The sequence below is a fragment of the Pseudomonas sp. UBA6562 genome (assembly GCF_002434265.1).
Taxonomy (GTDB): Bacteria; Pseudomonadota; Gammaproteobacteria; order Pseudomonadales; family Pseudomonadaceae; genus Aquipseudomonas.
On the sequence record NZ_DJJS01000004.1, the window covers coordinates 294,791 to 313,540 of the forward strand.

The following is an 18,750-nucleotide window of genomic DNA, read 5'->3' on the forward strand; positions in this document are numbered from 1 at the left end:
GTAGACCCAAGACGGATGCTTATGAACCCGAATTTCCTTGATTTCGAACAGCCGATTGCCGACCTGCAAGCCAAGATCGAAGGCCTGCGCCTGGTTGGCAACGACAATTCGCTGAACATCAGCGATGAAATTGCCCGTCTGGAAGACAAGAGCAACAGCCTCACCGAAAGCATCTTCGGCAATCTGACCAGCTGGCAGATCGCGCGCCTGGCGCGCCATCCGCGTCGCCCCTACACCCTCGACTACTTGCAGCACATCTTCACCGAATTCGAAGAGCTGCACGGCGACCGCCACTTCTCCGACGATGCCGCCATCGTCGGTGGCACCGCGCGCCTGGACGGCAAGCCGGTCATGGTCATCGGCCACCAGAAAGGCCGTGAAGTGCGCGAGAAGGTGCGCCGCAACTTCGGCATGCCGCGCCCCGAGGGCTACCGCAAGGCCTGCCGCCTGATGGAAATGGCCGAGCGCTTCAAGATGCCGATCCTCACCTTCATCGACACCCCGGGCGCCTACCCTGGCATCGACGCCGAAGAGCGCAACCAGAGCGAAGCGATCGCCTGGAACCTGCGGGTCATGGCGCGCCTGAAAACGCCGATCATCGCCACCGTCATCGGTGAAGGCGGTTCGGGCGGCGCGCTGGCCATCGGCGTGTGCGACCAACTGAACATGCTGCAGTACTCCACCTATTCGGTAATTTCGCCGGAAGGCTGCGCCTCGATCCTGTGGAAGACCGCCGAGAAGGCGTCCGATGCCGCCGAAGCCATGGGCATCACCGCCGAGCGCCTGAAAAGCCTGAACATCGTCGACAAGGTCATCGGCGAGCCACTGGGCGGTGCCCATCGCGACCCGGCGAAAATGGCCGAAAGCGTGCGCGAAAGCCTGGTCGAGCAACTCGACCACCTGTCGACGTTCGACAACGACGCACTGCTTGCGCGCCGTTACGAGCGCCTGATGAGCTACGGTCTGTAAGACCCATCGCCGGAGCGTGGCGCTTGCTTGTGCCACGCTCCGCAGGCAGGCCGCATGCCCGACCTCACCTCCTTCCTTCGTCCCTGGCTGAACGCCCCCCGCTGGTACGTCGCCTTTTCCGGCGGTCTCGATTCCACTGTTCTGTTGCACGCATTGCATGCCTACGGGCAGCGCCATGGTGCGCCGCCATTGTGCGCGGTGCATGTGCACCATGGCTTGCAAGCGGTGGCCGACACTTGGCCAGACCACTGCCGGCAAGTGTGCGAACACCTGGGTGTCGAACTGCGCGTCGTCCGGGTCCAGGTCGAGTCGGGCGCCAGCCTCGAACAGGCGGCGCGCACCGCGCGCTATGCGGCATTCGCCGAGGTGCTGGAGGAGGGTGCGGTGCTGTTCACCGGCCAGCACCGCGACGATCAGGCCGAAACCCTGCTCCTGCGTCTGCTCAGAGGCGCCGGCGTGCGCGGCTTGACCGCCATGCCGGCGGCGCGCAGGCTGGGCCGCGGGCACTTGCTGCGGCCCTTGCTCGACTTCTCCCGCGAACAATTGCGCGAGCATGCCGAGCAGGCGGGCCTGGTGTGGATCGAAGACCCATCCAATGACGATGTGCGCTTTGCGCGTAACTACCTGCGTGGCGAAGTGCTGCCTGTACTGCGCCGGCGTTGGCCACAGGTCGGGCTGAGCCTGGCGCGCAGCGCAGCGCATCTGGGGGAGGCCCAGGACCTGCTCGACGAGCTGGCACGGGACGATTTGCAGACGGCATCGGCAGGGCAGGCCTTCGCCTGGTCGGGCGTCGATTCCTTGGGCTTGCAAGCGCTCAAGGACCTGTCGCCCGCCCGACAGCGCAATGCGTTGCAGTACTGGCTCGCGCCGCGCACGCGCCTCCCCGACACGCGCCACTGGGCGGGCTGGGAGGCGTTGCGCGATGCAGCCGTCGATGCGCAACCGGTCTGGCGGCTCAGCGACGGGCAACTGCTGCGCAGCCAAGGCCGCCTATGGTGGTTGCAGGGCAGTTGGCTGCGGCCCCCGCAAGGCGGCCTGACCTGGCCGAATCCCGACGTGGCGCTGGCGTTGCCCAACAACGGTCGGCTGCAACTGCTCGGTGCGCCGCCGAGTGGCGCGTTGCGCGTCGAGTATCGCCAGGGCGGGGAAATGCTCGAAGTGCCCGGGCGCGGCCGGCGCGACCTCAAACGTCTGCTCAACGAGCAGCAGGTGCCGACCTTCATCCGCCAGCGCCTGCCGCTGGTATGGCAAGGCGAGCGGCTGCTGGCGGTGGCCAACCTGCCCGAGCTGGCGGAGACGGCCGTGCGAGCCCATTGGACGCCACCGGACAGCGCGCAGTATTTGAGCTGATCTGGACATTCCGGTAGACTACCCTCCCTTCTTGATACAACTTCTGCGCTTTGTCCGAAAACGCAGCGGTTGCCGATTACCAAGCAGTTTTTTGCTGGGCTGAATTTCTGAAAATGACAAGCGAGCTCCATGCCGGGACTACCCCGGTCTGTACAGACGCGGCAGTTTTTCGAGATGCACTGTGATTGACGCAGGTGATCGGGGGCTTCGGCCTTCCTTCGCTTTCTCCGGCGGCGCTGGCCGCTTTAACGCAGACTTCTAGGGTTTTTCATGACGCGCTACATATTCGTCACGGGCGGTGTTGTTTCTTCATTGGGGAAAGGCATTGCCTCGGCTTCCCTGGCGGCCATCCTGGAAGCGCGGGGCCTGAAGGTCACCATGCTCAAGCTGGACCCGTACATCAACGTCGATCCGGGCACCATGAGCCCGTTCCAGCATGGTGAAGTGTTCGTCACCCAAGACGGTGCCGAGACCGACCTCGACCTGGGCCACTACGAGCGGTTCATCCGCACCACCATGACCCAGAACAACAACTTCACCACCGGCCGTGTCTACGAGCACGTGCTGCGCAAAGAGCGCCGCGGTGACTACCTGGGCGCGACCATCCAGGTCATTCCGCATATCACCGACGAGATCAAGCGCCGCATCATCAAGGGTGCCGGCGATGCCGACGTGGCTCTGGTGGAAATCGGCGGTACGGTCGGCGACATCGAGTCGCAGCCGTTCCTCGAAGCCATCCGCCAACTGCGCGTCGAAGTCGGCTCCAAACGCGCCATGCTGATGCACCTGACCCTGGTCCCGTACATCGCCACCGCAGGCGAAACCAAGACCAAGCCGACCCAGCATTCGGTCAAGGAACTGCGCTCCATCGGTCTGCAGCCCGACGTGCTGATCTGCCGTTCCGACCACCCGGTCGACGCTTCGTCGCGGCGCAAGATCGCCCTGTTCACCAACGTCGAAGAGCGTGCGGTGATCTCCCTGGAAGACGTCGACACCATCTACAAGATCCCAGGCGTGCTGCATGCCCAGGGCCTGGACGACTTCGTCACCGAGCGCTTCGGCCTGCAATGCGACAGCGCCGATCTGTCCGAGTGGGACCAAGTGGTCGACGCCAAGCTCAACCCCGAGCATGAAGTCACCATCGCCATGGTCGGCAAGTACATGGAGCTGCTCGATGCCTACAAGTCGCTGATCGAAGCGATGAGCCACGCCGGCATCCAGAACCGCACCAAGGTCAACCTGCGCTACATCGATTCCGAAGACATCGAGAACCAGGGCACCAGCCTGCTCGAAGGCGCCGACGCCATCCTCGTACCGGGCGGCTTCGGTCTGCGCGGTGTCGAAGGCAAGATCCAGGCGGTGCAGTTCGCGCGCGAAAACAAGGTTCCCTACCTGGGCATCTGCCTGGGCATGCAAGTGGCGGTGATCGAATTCGCCCGCAACGTGATGGGCTGGACCGACGCCAACTCCACCGAGTTCGACCGCAACAGCGTGCATCCGGTCGTGGGCCTGATCACCGAGTGGTCGGACAACACCGGTGCCGTGGAAACCCGTACCGAAACCTCCGACCTGGGCGGCACCATGCGCCTGGGCGCGCAGGAATGCCAGCTGGTCGGCAACTCCAAGGTGCACGACTGCTACGGCCAGGACGTGATCGTCGAACGTCACCGCCACCGTTACGAAGTCAACAACGTGCTGCTGCCGCAGATGGTCGATGCCGGTTTGCAAGTGTCCGGTCGCTCGGGCGACGGCGCGCTGGTGGAAGTGGTCGAGTCCAAGGACCACCCATGGTTCGTCGCCTGCCAGTTCCACCCGGAGTTCACCTCCACCCCGCGTGACGGTCACCCGCTGTTCAGCGGCTTCGTCAAGGCGGCCTTGGCGCAGAAGCAAAAGGCCTAAGACGGCCCGTACGTCGCTCGTCCATCGTGCAAGCGGTGGAAGGGCGACGCTTCCTACCCCCGCCGTCGCTCGATGGCTCAGGTAGCTGAAAAGTTTTCTGACGGTAGAAGCCGCATGATGCCGGTTTCTCCGGTAAAGTACCGCCCGTTCGCCCTCTGACCCTGAAGTCAGCGGGCAGCGGTCGTCAGGCCTGCCGCTTCATCCCTGCCTGGCCCGCAGCCGAATTTTCCTAGTTGCGTCGTTTTCGTCAATTCTGGAGTGCTTACAACAATGGCAAATATCGTCGACATCAAAGGTCGTGAAGTTCTCGATTCCCGTGGCAACCCCACCGTGGAAGCCGACGTACTGCTCGACAACGGCATCATCGGCAGTGCTTGCGCGCCGTCCGGTGCTTCCACCGGCTCGCGCGAAGCGCTCGAGCTGCGCGATGGCGACAAGAGCCGTTACCTGGGCAAAGGTGTGCTGAAGGCCGTCGCCAACATCAACGGCCCGATCCGCGACCTGCTGCTGGGCAAGGATCCATCGGACCAGAAAGCGCTGGACCGCGCCATGATCGAACTGGACGGCACCGAGAACAAGGCCAAGCTGGGCGCCAACGCCATCCTGGCGGTGTCCCTGGCCGCTGCCAAGGCTGCCGCCCAGGACCAGGACCTGCCGCTGTACGCGCACATCGCCAACCTCAACGGCACCCCGGGCCAGTACTCCATGCCCGTGCCGATGATGAACATCATCAACGGCGGCGAGCACGCCGACAACAACGTCGACATCCAAGAGTTCATGGTCCAGCCGGTCGGCGCCAAGACCTTCTCCGACGGCCTGCGCATGGGCACCGAGATCTTCCATCACCTCAAGGCCGTGCTCAAAGAGCGTGGCTTGAGCACCGCCGTCGGTGACGAAGGTGGCTTCGCGCCGAACCTGGCTTCCAACGAAGACGCCCTGGCCGCCATCGCCGAAGCCGTGGAAAAGGCCGGCTACAAGCTGGGCACCGACGTGACCCTGGCCCTGGACTGCGCCGCTTCCGAGTTCTACGAAGACGGCAAGTACAACCTGTCCGGCGAAGGCAAGTCGTTCGACGCCGAAGGTTTCGCGGATTACCTCAAGGGCCTGACCGAACGCTTCCCGATCATCTCCATCGAAGATGGCCTGGACGAGTCCGACTGGGCAGGCTGGAAGATCCTCACCGACAAGATCGGCGAGAAGGTGCAACTGGTCGGCGACGACCTGTTCGTGACCAACACCAAGATCCTCAAGGAAGGCATAGACAAGGGCATCGGTAACTCGATCCTGATCAAGTTCAACCAGATCGGCTCGCTCACCGAAACCCTGGAAGCCATCCAGATGGCCAAGGAAGCCGGCTATACCGCGGTGATCTCGCACCGCTCCGGTGAAACCGAAGACTCCACCATCGCCGACCTGGCCGTCGGTACCGCTGCGGGCCAGATCAAGACCGGCTCGCTGTGCCGTTCCGACCGCGTCTCCAAGTACAACCAACTGCTGCGCATCGAAGAGCAGCTGGGTGCCAAGGCCGTCTACCGGGGTCGCGACGAGTTTCGCGGCTGATTCGGAGATGGTAAAAAGGCAGCACCTGCAACTGCCCGAGCGGTGTCGTTGAACCGGTCGGGCATTCGTAAGGTCTCTGTCGACGGAGCCTGGCCTCGGCCAGGCTTCGTGCTATGTGGGCCACGCGTCTGCTGCCCTTCACACCCCTGGATATCCTGATGCGCAGTCCTTATTGGTTGTTCCTCGTTCTGCTCCTGCTGCTGGCCGGCCTGCAGTACCGCCTGTGGGTGGGCAACGGCAGCCTGGCGCAAGCGGCCGAGCTCAAGCAGCAAATCGACGACCAGCATGTCGAGAACGAGCGCTTGCTGGAGCGCAACCGCGTGCTCTATGCCGAAGTGCTGGAATTGAAGAAAGGTATGGAAACCGTCGAGGAGCGCGCCCGGCACGAGCTGGGCATGGTCAAGGAAGGCGAAACCCTCTACCAACTGCCGCAGAAATGAGTGTGCCTTTGCCCACGTTCTGGGCCGTGCTGCCCGCAGCCGGGGTCGGTGCGCGCATGGCGGCCGACCGGCCCAAGCAATATCTGGCGCTGGGTGGCAAGACCCTCATCGAACACGCGCTGGACTGTTTTCTCGACCACCCCCAGCTCAAGGGCGTGGTGGTCAGCCTGGCCGAGCACGACCCGTACTGGCCAGGTTTGCGTTGCGCCAGCGACCCGCGCATACAGCGTGCGCCCGGTGGCCGCGAGCGTGCCGACTCGGTGCTCAACGCCCTGCTGCACCTGCATGCGCAAGGGGCATCGGATGCCGACTGGGTGCTGGTGCACGATGCGGCGCGGCCCAACCTGGCCAGGGCAGACCTGGACACGCTGCTGGGCGAACTGGCCGACGATCCGGTCGGCGGTCTGCTGGCGGTGCCCGCCAAAGACACGCTCAAACGCGTCGGTGCCGATGGCCGGGTCGCGGCGACGGTGGATCGCAGCACCATCTGGTTGGCCTACACCCCGCAGATGTTTCGCCTGGGCGCCTTGCACCATGCGCTCGCCGAGTGCCAGGTGGCCGACGTCGCGGTCACCGACGAAGCCTCCGCGATGGAATGGTCCGGCCAGGCGCCGCGCCTGATCGAAGGGCGCGGCGACAACATCAAGGTCACCCGCCCCGAAGACCTCGAATGGCTGCGCCAACGCTGGTCCAGCCGCGCTTGAGTCGGCGCCCGCTCAGGCCTGGCAATACTCCGGCCGCTTGGCCAGTTCTTCCTTGAGGTAGTCCACCAGCCGCCGCACCTTGGGCGACAGGTGACGCTGCTGTGGGTACAGCGCCCACACCGCCGTGTTGGGCGGCTGGTGGGCGTCGAGCAGCGACACCAGGGCGCCGCTGCGCAAATGCTCGAGCACGTAATAGTCCGGCAACTGGCCCAAGCCCATGCCTTGCAGCGCTGCGTCCAACACCGCCTGGCCGCTGTTGCAGCGCCAATTGCCCTGCACCCGCTGGCTTAACTCACGGCCGTCCTGTTGCAGGCTCCAGATGTCGGAACTGCCGATCAGGCAATTGTGCCGCGCCAGCTCTGACAGGCTGTGCGGCCTGCCGTAGCGTTCCAGGTAGGCAGGGGAGGCGCAGACGTACATGCGCCGCGGCGCCAGGCGGCTGGCCACCAGCCGCGAGTCCTGCAAGCGGCCCAGGCGGATCGCCAGGTCCATGCCCTCGTGCAGCAAGTCGAGGTTGCTGTTGCTCAGCTCCACTTCCAGACGCAATTGTGGGTAGAGCGCCATGAACCGGGTCACCAGCGGCACGATGAAGCGCTCGCCATAGGCCACCGCGCAGGTCATGCGCAAAAGGCCCTTGGGCTCGCTGGACAAGTCACCCATGGCGCGCAACGCTTCTTCGCGGCCGTCTTGCAGGCGCTGGCAGTGGTGCAGGAAGGTCTGCCCGGCTTCGCTCAAGGTCACCCGGCGTGTGCTGCGGTACAGCAGGCGCGTCTGCAAACGCTCTTCCAGGCGCGCGATCTGCCGGCTGATATGCGACGAAGACACGCCCAGGCGCTCGGCCGCCGCAGTGAACTGCCCATGCTCGGCCACCGCCACGAATTCGTCGATCCCTTCCCAACGACTGCTCATGATTGTCCCTGTACGGCAATAATGTTTTGACGGGAGCGGGATTATTCATCAAAAGCCGGTTAATTACACTGCCCCCTGGATCGACCCTTTCCTACAGGAGACCTTTGATGATCAAGTCCCGTGCTGCTGTTGCCTTCGAGGCCAAGAAACCCCTTGAGATCGTCGAAGTCGACGTGGCCATGCCCAAAGCGGGCGAAGTGCTGTTGCGCGTGGTAGCCAGCGGCGTCTGCCACACCGATGCCTATACCCTGTCGGGTGCCGACCCGGAAGGCATCTTCCCATCCATCCTCGGTCATGAAGGCGGGGCCATCGTCGAGGCGGTGGGCGAGGGCGTGACCTCGGTCGCCGTGGGCGACCACGTGATCCCGCTGTACACACCCGAGTGCGGCCAGTGCAAATTCTGCCGCTCGGGCAAGACCAACCTCTGCCAGGCCATTCGCGCCACCCAGGGCAAGGGCCTGATGCCTGACGGCACCACGCGCTTTTCCTACAAAGGCCAGCAACTGTTCCACTACATGGGCACCTCGACTTTCTCCGAATACACCGTGCTGCCGGAAATTTCCGTGGCCAAGATTCAGAAGGAAGCGCCGCTGGAAAAGGTCTGCCTGCTCGGCTGTGGCGTAACCACCGGCATCGGCGCGGTGCTCAACACCGCCAAGGTCCAGCCCGGTGACACGGTAGCGGTGTTCGGCCTGGGCGGCATCGGCCTGTCGGCGATCATCGGTGCGGTCAAGGCCAAGGCTTCGCGCATCATCGCCATCGACATCAACCCGGCCAAGTTCGAGATCGCCAAACAGCTCGGCGCCACCGACTGCATCAACCCCAAGGAATACGACCGCCCGATCCAGGAAGTCATCGTCGACCTCACCGACGGCGGCGTGGACTACTCCTTCGAGTGCATCGGCAACGTGCAGCTGATGCGCGCGGCATTGGAGTGCTGCCACAAGGGCTGGGGCGAGTCGGTGATCATCGGCGTGGCCGGTGCCGGTCAGGAAATCGCCACCCGTCCGTTCCAGCTGGTCACCGGCCGCGTCTGGCGCGGTTCGGCTTTCGGCGGCGTGCGTGGCCGCAGCGAGCTGCCGAGCTACGTGGAAATGTCGGAAAAGGGCGAAATTCCGCTGGATACCTTCATCACCCACACCATGGGGCTGGAAGACATCAACAAGGCCTTCGACCTGATGCATGAAGGCAAGAGCATCCGCAGCGTGATCCACTTCTGAGGTCGAACATGAGCCTGGAAAACATCTCCTGTCAGAAAAGTTTCGGCGGCTGGCACAAGCGCTACCGGCACAGCTCCAAGGTGCTGGGTTGCGACATGGTGTTCGCTGTGTACCTGCCGCCACAGGCCGAGCAGGGCGAGAGGCTGCCGGTGCTGTACTGGCTGAGCGGCCTGACCTGCACCGACGAGAACTTCATGCAGAAGGCCGGTGCCCAGCGCCTGGCCGCCGAGCTGGGGCTGATCATCGTCGCGCCCGACACCAGCCCCCGTGGCGACCAGGTGCCGGGCGACCCGGACAACGCCTGGGACTTCGGCAAGGGCGCCGGCTTCTACGTCAACGCCACCCAGCAACCCTGGGCGCAGCACTACCGCATGCACGACTACGTGGTGGACGAACTGCCGGCGTTGATCGAGGCGCATTTCCCCGCTTCCGAGCAGCGCAGCATCAGCGGCCATTCCATGGGCGGGCACGGTGCCCTGGTCTGCGCACTGCGCAATCCGGGGCGCTACCGGTCAGTGTCGGCGTTCTCGCCGATCAGCAATCCCATGGACTGCCCATGGGGCGAGAAAGCGCTGTCGCGTTACCTGGGCGAAGACCGTGCGCGCTGGCGCGAGTGGGATGCCAGCGTACTGCTCGCGTCCACCCCGGCCGGGGAGTGCCCGCCGTTGCTGGTCGATCAGGGCGACCGCGACGACTTCCTCGACAACCAGCTCAAGCCGCAGGCGCTGGAGCAGGCTGCGCGCAAAGGGGGGCATGCGTTGACCCTGCGGTTGCAGCCGGGTTACGACCACAGCTACTTCTTCATCGCCAGCTTCATCGACGAGCATTTGCGCCATCACGCCGTGGCCCTGGGCCGCGTTTGAGGTAGCGCGCGGGCTGTCGCCCACCCCCGCCGTAAAGCGGGTAGAATCACGCCCTGATTTTTTTCGGGGCGTTTTTCTATGCGTATTGGCCATGGCTACGATGTGCACCGTTTCACCGATGGCGATTTCATCACCCTGGGTGGGGTGCGCATTGCCCACTCCCGCGGCCTGCTGGCCCATTCCGATGGCGATGTGGTACTGCATGCCTTGAGCGATGCGTTGCTCGGCGCTGCGGCCCTGGGCGACATCGGCAAGCACTTCCCCGACACCGACCCGCAGTTCAAGGGCGCCGACAGCCGTGCGCTGTTGCGCCACGTGGTCGGCATCGTCCGGGCCAAGGGCTGGAAGGTCGGCAACGTCGACGCCACCATCGTCGCCCAGGCGCCGAAGATGGCGCCGCACATCCAGCACATGCGCGAATGCATCGCCCAGGACCTGCAGGTCGAGCTCGACCAGGTCAACGTCAAGGCCACCACCACCGAGAAGCTCGGTTTCGCCGGGCGCGAGGAGGGCATCGCGGTCCACGCGGTCGCCTTGTTGCTGCCGGCATGAACGAACAGCAACTGCTCGGCCCGCGCGCATGGGGCGCCGCCTTGGGCAGCGCCGTGCTCAAGGCGGTGGCCGAAGACTTCCAGGTCGACGAAGTGCTCGACATTCCATTGTCGGGCCAGGGCGAACACCTCTGGCTGTGGGTGGAAAAGCGCGACCTCAACACCGAAGAAGCGGCGCGGCGCCTGGCCCGGGCCGCAGGTGTGCCGCTGCGCGCGATCAGCTATGCCGGGCTCAAGGATCGCCAGGCGCTGACCCGCCAATGGTTCAGCCTGCACCTGCCGGGCAAGGCCGACCCCGACCTGTCGCGTGCCGAGGATTCGACCCTGCGCATCCTCGAGCGCACCCGTCACCAGCGCAAGCTGCAGCGCGGCGCCCACGCCGCCAACGGTTTCACCCTGCGCCTGACCCAACTGAGCGTCGACCGCGCGGCGCTCGATGCGCGTCTGGAGCGGCTCAAGGCCGAAGGTGTGCCGAACTATTTCGGCGCGCAGCGTTTCGGTTTCGACGGCGGCAACGTGCATGACGCGCTCGACTGGGCGCAGCGCCAGGCCTTGCCCGAACAGCGCAATGTCCGTTCGCGGTTGCTGTCGGCAGGGCGCAGCTACCTATTCAATCAGGTATTGGCCGCGCGCGTGGCCGACGGCTCCTGGCAGCAGGCGCAAGTCGGCGACCTGCTGGCGTTCACCGACAGCCGCAGCTTTTTCGCCGCCGGCGAGGCCGAATGCAGCGATCCGCGCCTGGCCATTCTCGACCTGCACCCCACCGGCGCGCTATGGGGGGAGGGCCAATCCCCCGCAAGCGGTGCGCCAGGCGAGCTGGAAAACGCCGTCGGCGGGCAGCACCAGGCGCTCTGCCAATGGCTGGCACGTGCGGGCATGGAGCACGAACGGCGTATTCTTCGACTCCCTATCGGGCGCCTGACGTGGCATTATCCCGAGCCTGATACCCTGCAAATGGAATTCGTCCTGCCGGCCGGATGTTTCGCCACCGTGGTGGTGCGCGAACTCGTTGATCTGGTGCCGGCGGGGCAGACGGACAGCCCATGCGTATTCTGATTTCGAACGATGACGGTGTGACGGCACCCGGTCTCGCGGCGCTGCATGCCGCGCTGGCGGACTATGCCGAGTGCTCGGTCATCGCCCCTGAGCAAGACAAGAGCGGCGCCGGTAGCTCGCTGACCCTCGACCGGCCTCTGCATCCGCAGCGGCTGGGCAACGGTTTCATCAGCCTCAACGGTACGCCCACCGACTGCGTGCATCTGGGCATCAACGGCCTGCTCGCCGAAACGCCCGACATGGTCGTTTCGGGCATCAACCTGGGCGCCAACCTGGGCGACGACGTGCTCTATTCGGGCACGGTGGCCGCCGCTTTCGAGGGGCGCTTCCTGGGCGGCACGTCGCTGGCGTTTTCATTGCTCTCGCGGCTGCCCGACAACCTGCCCACCGCAGCCCACGTCGCCCGGCGCCTGGTCGAGGCGCAGGCGCGCCTGAGCCTGCCGCCACGCACGGTGCTCAACGTCAACATTCCCAACCTGCCGCTGGCGCACATCCGCGGCATCCGTCTGACCCGCCTCGGCCATCGCGCCCGTGCCGCAGTGCCGACCAAGGTGGTCAACCCCCGCGGTAAGGAAGGCTATTGGATCGCCGCCGTGGGCGATGCCGAAGATGGCGGCCCCGGCACCGATTTCCACGCGGTGATGCAGGGCTACGTGTCGGTTACCCCGCTGCGCCTGGACCGTACCTTCAACGAAGCTTTCGAGCAGTTGGATGGCTGGTTGGAGGGTGTGCTCTGATGCGCGAGCAGGACGACTTGATGCGCCGAGGCATCGGCATGACTTCGCAACGCACTCGCGAGCGCCTGATCCAACGCCTGAGCGAAGAGGGCATCAGCAACCCCAGGGTGCTCGAGGTGATCCGCGGCACGCCGCGCCACCTGTTCGTCGACGAAGCCCTGGCGCACCGCGCCTATGAAGACACGGCGCTGCCCATCGGCAACAACCAGACCATCTCGCAGCCTTACATCGTTGCGCACATGAGCGAGGTGCTGCTGCAGGCGGGGCCGCTGGACAAAGTGATGGAGATCGGCACCGGCTCGGGCTATCAGACCGCGATCCTGGCGCAATTGGTGGAACGGGTGTTTTCCGTGGAGCGCATCAAGAGCTTGCAAGACCGCGCCAAGGAGCGCCTGACCGAACTCAACCTGCGCAACGTGGTGTTTCGCTGGGGCGATGGCTGCGAGGGTTGGCCGGCCCTGGCGCCGTACAATGGCATCATCGTGACGGCAGTGGCGGCGCAGGTGCCGCAGGCGCTGCTCGATCAACTGGCGCCGGGCGGTCGTCTGGTGATACCGGTAGGCTCGGCAGGCGACGTCCAGCAATTGATGCTGATCGTACGCGAAGAGCATGGCTTCTCCCGCACGCTGCTCGGCCCGGTGCGTTTCGTACCGCTGTTGAACGGATCGGTAAACTAGGCGCAGCGCGGGAAAATTTCCACCGGCGGCGAATTCTCGCCGGGTCGTTGTGTCTATCTGGCGTGTGCCTGCCAGGCAGCAGTCAAAGGCGCCCCATGATCGATCGCCCGTAACGGGCACATGGGTATAAACAGAAGGGCGACCTATGCCCACGGCACATTCATTTCGGCAGCATGAGGGGAGCGGCGGGTGGTTCACACAGTCATGCGGCAGCGCAAGGAACGGGCGGGATTCAAACTTCTGGTGATTGCGCTGGCCATGGGGACGTTACTTGCCGGCTGTTCGAGTACCAGCTCCAACAGCGCGAGTGTAGTGGACCGCAATGCGGCGACTGCCAAACGTACGCCTGTTACATCCGGACAATATGTGGTCAAGCCGGGCGATACGCTGTTTTCCATCGCCTTCCGTTACGGTTGGGACTACAAGGAGTTGGCCGCGCGCAACGGTATCGCCGCGCCCTATACCATCCGGCCGGGGCAAGCCATTCGCTTCAACAGCGGATCGGGAGGCACTCGGGTGGTGTCCAGCCCTTCGTCGAAGACCACCGTCACGCGGCGTCCTGCGGGTACTGTCGCCCCTACGCCGGTGATGACCAAAACCGTATCCACGCCGTCTTCCAGCACCACCACCACAGTCACCCAAGTGCCGGCTTCGGAGCGTACGGCGGGGGGCTGGATGTGGCCCGCCAACGGGGTAGTGATCGGCAAATTCGCTTCAAACGGCAGTTTGAATAAAGGCATTGATATCGCCGGGGATTTGGGACAGCCTGTTTTCGCTGCGTCCAATGGTTCAGTGGTGTATGCCGGTAGTGGTCTGAGGGGCTACGGCGAACTGATCATCATCAAGCACAACGATACGTACGTCAGCGCTTATGGCCATAATCGCAGGCTTTTGGTTCGGGAAGGGCAGCAAGTCAAGGCAGGGCAGACGATTGCTGAAATGGGGTCCACGGGCACTGATCGAGTAAAGTTGCACTTTGAAATCCGCCGTCAGGGTAAACCCGTAGATCCGCTACAGTTCCTGCCACGCCGTTGATTTGTAACACCCGGCCTGTTCCTTCTTATTAAGGGGACAGGCTCCAGCGATGCCAGGGAAGTAGGCGTCGCTAGAGTCTGAGTTCGAACTCAGCAAAGGGACTATAACAATGGCTCTCACGCATGAAGTGCCGAAGTTTGACATCGACGATGACGTGCTCCTCATGGAGACCGGCATCGTTCTGCAAACGGATGTGGTGTCAGACGAACCTGCTGTATCTCCGGTTCGGACCAAGTCGAAGCCTAGCGCTTCGCTCAAGCAACACAAGTACATCGATTACAGCCGGGCGCTCGACGCTACCCAGCTCTATCTGAACGAAATCGGATTCTCGCCGTTGCTCTCTCCCGAAGAGGAGGTGCATTACGCGCGCCTGTCGCAAAAAGGCGATCCGGCCGGACGCAAGCGCATGATCGAAAGCAACCTTCGCCTGGTGGTGAAGATTGCACGGCGCTATGTGAACCGTGGCCTGTCGCTGCTCGACCTGATCGAAGAGGGCAACCTGGGACTGATCCGCGCGGTCGAGAAGTTCGATCCCGAGCGCGGCTTCCGCTTTTCCACCTACGCCACGTGGTGGATTCGCCAGACCATCGAGCGGGCCATCATGAACCAGACCCGCACCATCCGCCTACCCATCCACGTGGTCAAAGAGCTGAACGTCTACCTGCGCGCCGCCCGCGAGTTGACTCAAAAGCTCGACCACGAGCCTTCGGCCGAAGAGATCGCCGCACTGCTGGAGAAGCCAGTGGCCGAGGTCAAACGCATGCTTGGGCTCAACGAGCGGGTGTCTTCGGTGGATGTGTCGCTGGGCCCGGACTCCGACAAGACCCTGCTCGATACCCTGACCGATGACCGGCCGACCGATCCGTGTGACCTGCTGCAAGACGACGATCTGTCGCGCAGCATCGACCAATGGCTCGGTGAGCTGACCGAGAAACAGCGTGAGGTGGTCATCCGCCGCTTTGGCTTGCGCGGTCATGAAAGCAGTACGTTGGAAGATGTCGGTCTGGAGATCGGCCTGACCCGCGAGCGGGTACGGCAGATTCAGGTCGAAGGGCTCAAGCGTCTGCGCGAAATTCTCGAGAAAAACGGCCTTTCCAGCGAGTCGCTATTCCAGTGATACGCCTGTAGCGCCCCAAGCCCCGGCGTCTTCGGGGCTTTTTTTCGCCAATAGAAAATGCGGCAAATTCCATCGGTGCGTCATCGCATGTAAGTGTTTTCGCACTCAAGCTGTAGGTAAACGCTGTAGGAAAGGGTAATTGCTTATCTAATAGTGCCGTTGTGATTTCCTAAGCATCTGAATTCGTTGGTCTTTGTAGGTTTGTGAAAGTGTTTCGGCCGTAGCGTTTTGTAAACCGAGGCCGTTGTTCTCTCCCAGGGAAACGGTACTATTCAACTGTGCCGACGGACAGGCACAGGCCCTCACGGACGAAGGCCAAGGACATCGCAAGACGCGATTCATCAGGACGATGTGCAGGAGAGCAGGGACAAATGGAGAAAATGTGGGCGGGTCAAACCGCCCCTTTTTTTGTCCGCTGAAAACTGGAAAAGGCCCCTATAGGGCCTTTTCCGTATGCGCGGGGAAAAGTTCAGCGTTGCAGGTCGGCGATCTTGCCGGGAGTGCCATCGAACTCGGCGGCGTCTGGCAGTGCGTCTTTCTTCTCGGTGATGTTCGGCCAGATTTCCGCCAGTTCAGCGTTCAGCTCGATGAAGTTTTCCATACCGGATGGAATTTCGTCTTCCGAGAAAATCGCTTGAGCCGGGCATTCGGGCTCGCACAAGGCGCAGTCGATGCACTCGTCGGGGTGAATGACCAGGAAGTTCGGGCCTTCGTAGAAGCAGTCCACCGGACAGACTTCGACGCAGTCGGTGTACTTGCACTTGATGCAGTTGTCGGTGACGACGAAGGTCATTTCTAATTCTCTCCTCAGGCGACGGCAGCATGCCCATCCTTCCAGGGCTGCACGGCTTACGAATGGGGCTGCAGGCCAGGCTAATAACCTGCAGCACTCGCAAACCGCGGCGGATTCTACCAGCTTGCGCGTCGTGGCGTTATAACAGGTTTTTTAGTTGATATAGCATTTCGATAGCTTGGCGCGGCGTCGTGTTGTCCAGGTCCAGCTTGCCCAGCTTCTCGATGGCCGGGTGCGGCAAGCTTGCGAACAGATCGCTCTGGTGCGGGGCTTGTGGCTGGGTGGGCGACGATGCGACCAGGGGTTGTGGCGGCAGGCTGTTGGTTTCCAGCCTGCCCAGGTGCTCGCGGGCACGCAGGATGACTGGAGAGGGTACGCCTGCCAACTGCGCCACGGCCAGGCCATAACTCTGACTGGCGGGTCCTGGCAATACGTGGTGCAAGAAGACGATCCGATCGTTGTGCTCGGTGGCGTTGAGGTGAACGTTGGCGACCAGCGGTTCGCTGTCGGGCAGCACCGTCAATTCGAAGTAGTGGGTCGCGAACAGCGTATAGGCACGCAGTTGCGCCAGGCGCTCGGCCGCTGCCCAGGCCAGCGACAGGCCATCGAACGTGCTGGTGCCGCGGCCCACTTCGTCCATCAGCACCAGGCTGCGGTCGGTGGCGTTGTGCAGGATGTTGGCCGTTTCGCTCATCTCCACCATGAAGGTCGAGCGGCCGCCGGCCAGGTCGTCGCTGGAGCCGATCCGGGTGAAGATCCGGTCGACCAGCGACAGCTCGCAGCTTACGGCGGGCACAAAGCTGCCGATGTGCGCCATCAGCACGATCAGCGCCGTCTGGCGCATGTAGGTCGACTTACCGCCCATGTTGGGGCCGGTGATGATGAGCATGCGCGTGTCGTCGTCCAGCGCCAGGTCGTTGGCCACGAAGGGTGTGGTCAGTACTTGCTCGACCACCGGGTGACGCCCCTGAGCGATGCGCAGGCAGGGCGTCTCGACGAAGCTGGGGCAGTTCAGGTCGAGGGTCAGGGCACGCTCGGCCAGGTTGCTCAATACGTCGACTTCGGCCAGGGCCGCGGCGCTGTCCTGCAGCGGCGCCAGGTGTTCGATGAGGGTTTCGAGCAGTGCGTCGTAGAGCAGTTTCTCCCGGGCCAGAGCGCGGCTCTTGGCCGACAGCGCCTTGTCTTCGAACGCTTTGAGTTCGGGCGTGATGAAGCGCTCGGCGCCTTTCAAGGTCTGGCGCCGGATGTAGTCGCCGGGCGCCTGTTCGGCCTGCTTGCTTGGCAATTCGATGAAGTAGCCGTGTACCCGGTTGTAGCCCACCTTGAGGTTGGCAAGGCCCGTGCGGGCCTTTTCCCGGGCTTCGAGGTCGATGAGGAACTGGCCGGCGTTTTCGCTGATGGCCAGCAGTTCGTCGAGTTCGGCGTCGTAACCGGTCTTCAACACGCCGCCGTCGCGAATCACTGCGGGCGGTGTGTCGATGATGGCCCGTTCCAGCAGGCTGGCCAGCTCCGGATAGGTGCCGGCGATGGCGGCCAGGCGTGCCAGGTGCGGGGCTTCCAGTTCCGAGAGGGCGTTCTGCAATTCCGGCAGTGCGCCCAGAGCATCGCGCAGGCGCGCCAGATCACGGGGACGGGCGTTGCGCAGGCCAATGCGCGCCAGAATCCGTTCGATGTCGCCGATGTCCTTGAGCTGCGGTTGCAGCTTCTCGAAACGAAAGCCGTCGAGCAGGCAACGAATGGAGTCCTGACGGGCCTTGAGCACCTTCAGGTCGCGCAGCGGCCGATTCAGCCAGCGTGCCAGCAGGCGGCTGGCCATGGCGGTCTGGCAGCGGTCGATGACCGACTGCAGGGTGTTGTCGCGCCCGCCGGCCAGGTTGACGTCCAGTTCCAGGTTGCGACGGCTGGCGCCGTCGAGGATCACCGTGTCGTCCAACCGCTCGTGGCGCAGGCTGCGCAGGTGCGGCAGGGCGGTGCGCTGGGTTTCCTTGGCGTAGGTCAGCAGGCAGCCGGCAGCGCCGATGGCCAGGGTCAGCTTGTCGCAGCCAAAGCCCTTGAGGTCCTTGGTCGCGAACTGCTGGCACAGGCTCTTGCGCGCAGAATCCCGGTCGAAGTCCCAGGGCGCGCGGCGGCGAGCGCCGCGGCGCTTCTCGGCAGGCAGGCCGGCTGGCCAATCGTCCGGGAACAGCAGCTCGACGGGGTTGATGCGCTCCAGTTCGGCGAGCAGGTTTTCCCAGCCCTTGATCTCCTGGACCATGAAATTGCCACTGGTGATGTCGAGCACCGCCAGACCGAACAGGCGCTCGTCGCCCAGCAGGGCGGCGATCAGGTTGTCGCGGCGCTCGTCGAGCAGTGCTTCGTCGCTCACCGTGCCAGGCGTGATGATGCGCACCACCTGGCGTTCGACCGGGCCCTTGCTGGTAGCCGGGTCGCCGATCTGCTCGCAGATCACCACCGATTCGCCGAGTTTGACCAGTTTGGCCAGGTAGCCTTCGGCGGCGTGGAACGGGATACCGCACATGGGAATCGACTGTCCCGCCGACTGGCCGCGCGCAGTGAGGGTAATGTCCAGCAGCTTGGCCGCTTTCTTCGCGTCTTCGTAGAAGATCTCGTAGAAATCGCCCATGCGGTAGAACATCAACTGGTCCGGATGCTGATTTTTCAGCTTCCAGTACTGTTGCATCATCGGGGTGTGTGCGGCGAGGTCGGACATTACGGGGCCTTACAGCGGTGATTCGATGGGCGATTTTGAAAAGCGCGAATGTTACAGGCTTTTCGGCCAAGTTGCAGGAACCGCCACGCGATCGTCGGAGACCGAAGGTGCAACCAAGCGTGTCCCGCGATTGTCTGTTGTGCGGAGAGTGCTAGGGTAA

Annotated in this window: 17 protein-coding genes; 14 read left to right on the top strand and 3 right to left on the bottom strand. The window is 63.6% G+C overall.

Features of this window, described 5'->3' with window-relative positions; genetic code table 11:
- The first annotated feature begins 21 nt into the window (after positions 1–21).
- From B4M43_RS05515 to ispD, 6 genes are all read left to right on the top strand, one after another.
- The gene (locus B4M43_RS05515; RefSeq protein ID WP_296264924.1) at positions 22–969 is read left to right on the top strand and encodes an acetyl-CoA carboxylase carboxyltransferase subunit alpha; all 948 of its coding nucleotides are present in this window, start codon (positions 22–24) and stop codon (positions 967–969) included.
- A 54-nt stretch (positions 970–1,023) separates the two neighbouring features.
- The gene (gene tilS, locus B4M43_RS05520; RefSeq protein WP_296264926.1) at positions 1,024–2,319 is read left to right on the top strand and encodes a tRNA lysidine(34) synthetase TilS; all 1,296 of its coding nucleotides are present in this window, start codon (positions 1,024–1,026) and stop codon (positions 2,317–2,319) included.
- Positions 2,320–2,589: 270 nt separating this feature from the next.
- The gene (locus tag B4M43_RS05525; protein WP_296264928.1) at positions 2,590–4,218 is read left to right on the top strand and encodes a CTP synthase; all 1,629 of its coding nucleotides are present in this window, start codon (positions 2,590–2,592) and stop codon (positions 4,216–4,218) included.
- A gap of 270 nt (positions 4,219–4,488) precedes the next feature.
- Positions 4,489–5,778 carry a phosphopyruvate hydratase gene (gene eno / locus B4M43_RS05530; protein WP_296264930.1) on the top strand — a complete coding sequence of 430 codons (1,290 nt, stop codon included), beginning with the start codon at positions 4,489–4,491 and terminating at the stop codon, positions 5,776–5,778.
- 158 nt (positions 5,779–5,936) lie between these two features.
- Positions 5,937–6,218: a cell division protein FtsB gene (gene ftsB / locus B4M43_RS05535; RefSeq protein WP_296265338.1), complete on the top strand. Its 282-nt coding sequence runs from the start codon at positions 5,937–5,939 to the stop codon at positions 6,216–6,218.
- Positions 6,215–6,922, top strand: a complete 708-nt coding sequence (ispD, locus tag B4M43_RS05540; RefSeq protein ID WP_296264931.1) for a 2-C-methyl-D-erythritol 4-phosphate cytidylyltransferase — start codon at positions 6,215–6,217, stop codon at positions 6,920–6,922. The genes ftsB and ispD overlap by 4 nt, the downstream gene beginning before the upstream one ends.
- A gap of 12 nt (positions 6,923–6,934) precedes the next feature.
- Here ispD and B4M43_RS05545 read toward each other — a convergent pair whose 3' ends face one another.
- Positions 6,935–7,831 (bottom strand): LysR substrate-binding domain-containing protein, encoded by an 897-nt coding sequence (locus B4M43_RS05545; protein ID WP_414707813.1) that lies wholly within the window; start codon positions 7,829–7,831, stop codon positions 6,935–6,937.
- Positions 7,832–7,938: 107 nt separating this feature from the next.
- On the opposite strand from B4M43_RS05545, the gene B4M43_RS05550 reads away from it, so the two are divergent.
- The 8 genes from B4M43_RS05550 to rpoS all read left to right on the top strand — a co-directional run bounded on the left by B4M43_RS05550 (position 7,939) and on the right by rpoS (position 15,087).
- Positions 7,939–9,051, top strand: coding sequence for an S-(hydroxymethyl)glutathione dehydrogenase/class III alcohol dehydrogenase (locus B4M43_RS05550; RefSeq protein WP_296264932.1), 1,113 nt, complete (start codon positions 7,939–7,941; stop codon positions 9,049–9,051).
- Positions 9,052–9,059: 8 nt separating this feature from the next.
- Positions 9,060–9,914: an S-formylglutathione hydrolase gene (gene fghA / locus B4M43_RS05555; RefSeq protein WP_296264934.1), complete on the top strand. Its 855-nt coding sequence runs from the start codon at positions 9,060–9,062 to the stop codon at positions 9,912–9,914.
- Between the two features lie 78 nt (positions 9,915–9,992).
- Positions 9,993–10,466, top strand: coding sequence for a 2-C-methyl-D-erythritol 2,4-cyclodiphosphate synthase (gene ispF / locus B4M43_RS05560; RefSeq protein WP_296264935.1), 474 nt, complete (start codon positions 9,993–9,995; stop codon positions 10,464–10,466).
- Positions 10,463–11,521, top strand: a complete 1,059-nt coding sequence (gene truD / locus B4M43_RS05565) for a tRNA pseudouridine(13) synthase TruD (protein WP_296264936.1) — start codon at positions 10,463–10,465, stop codon at positions 11,519–11,521. Before ispF ends, truD begins: the two co-directional genes overlap by 4 nt.
- The gene (gene surE / locus B4M43_RS05570; RefSeq protein WP_296264937.1) at positions 11,509–12,258 is read left to right on the top strand and encodes a 5'/3'-nucleotidase SurE; all 750 of its coding nucleotides are present in this window, start codon (positions 11,509–11,511) and stop codon (positions 12,256–12,258) included. The genes truD and surE overlap by 13 nt, the downstream gene beginning before the upstream one ends.
- A gap of 38 nt (positions 12,259–12,296) precedes the next feature.
- Positions 12,297–12,935: a protein-L-isoaspartate(D-aspartate) O-methyltransferase gene (locus tag B4M43_RS05575; protein WP_296265340.1), complete on the top strand. Its 639-nt coding sequence runs from the start codon at positions 12,297–12,299 to the stop codon at positions 12,933–12,935.
- A gap of 189 nt (positions 12,936–13,124) precedes the next feature.
- Complete coding sequence (locus tag B4M43_RS05580; protein ID WP_296264938.1) at positions 13,125–13,970, top strand: peptidoglycan DD-metalloendopeptidase family protein; 846 nt, start codon at positions 13,125–13,127, stop codon at positions 13,968–13,970.
- A 109-nt stretch (positions 13,971–14,079) separates the two neighbouring features.
- Positions 14,080–15,087, top strand: a complete 1,008-nt coding sequence (rpoS, locus tag B4M43_RS05585; RefSeq protein WP_296264939.1) for an RNA polymerase sigma factor RpoS — start codon at positions 14,080–14,082, stop codon at positions 15,085–15,087.
- A gap of 469 nt (positions 15,088–15,556) precedes the next feature.
- On the opposite strand, the gene fdxA is transcribed toward rpoS, so the two are convergent.
- Together fdxA and mutS are read right to left on the bottom strand one after the other, a co-directional pair.
- Positions 15,557–15,880: a ferredoxin FdxA gene (gene fdxA, locus B4M43_RS05590; protein WP_296264941.1), complete on the bottom strand. Its 324-nt coding sequence runs from the start codon at positions 15,878–15,880 to the stop codon at positions 15,557–15,559.
- Positions 15,881–16,019: 139 nt separating this feature from the next.
- Positions 16,020–18,590 (bottom strand): DNA mismatch repair protein MutS, encoded by a 2,571-nt coding sequence (gene mutS, locus B4M43_RS05595; protein WP_296264942.1) that lies wholly within the window; start codon positions 18,588–18,590, stop codon positions 16,020–16,022.
- Positions 18,591–18,750 lie beyond the last annotated feature (160 nt).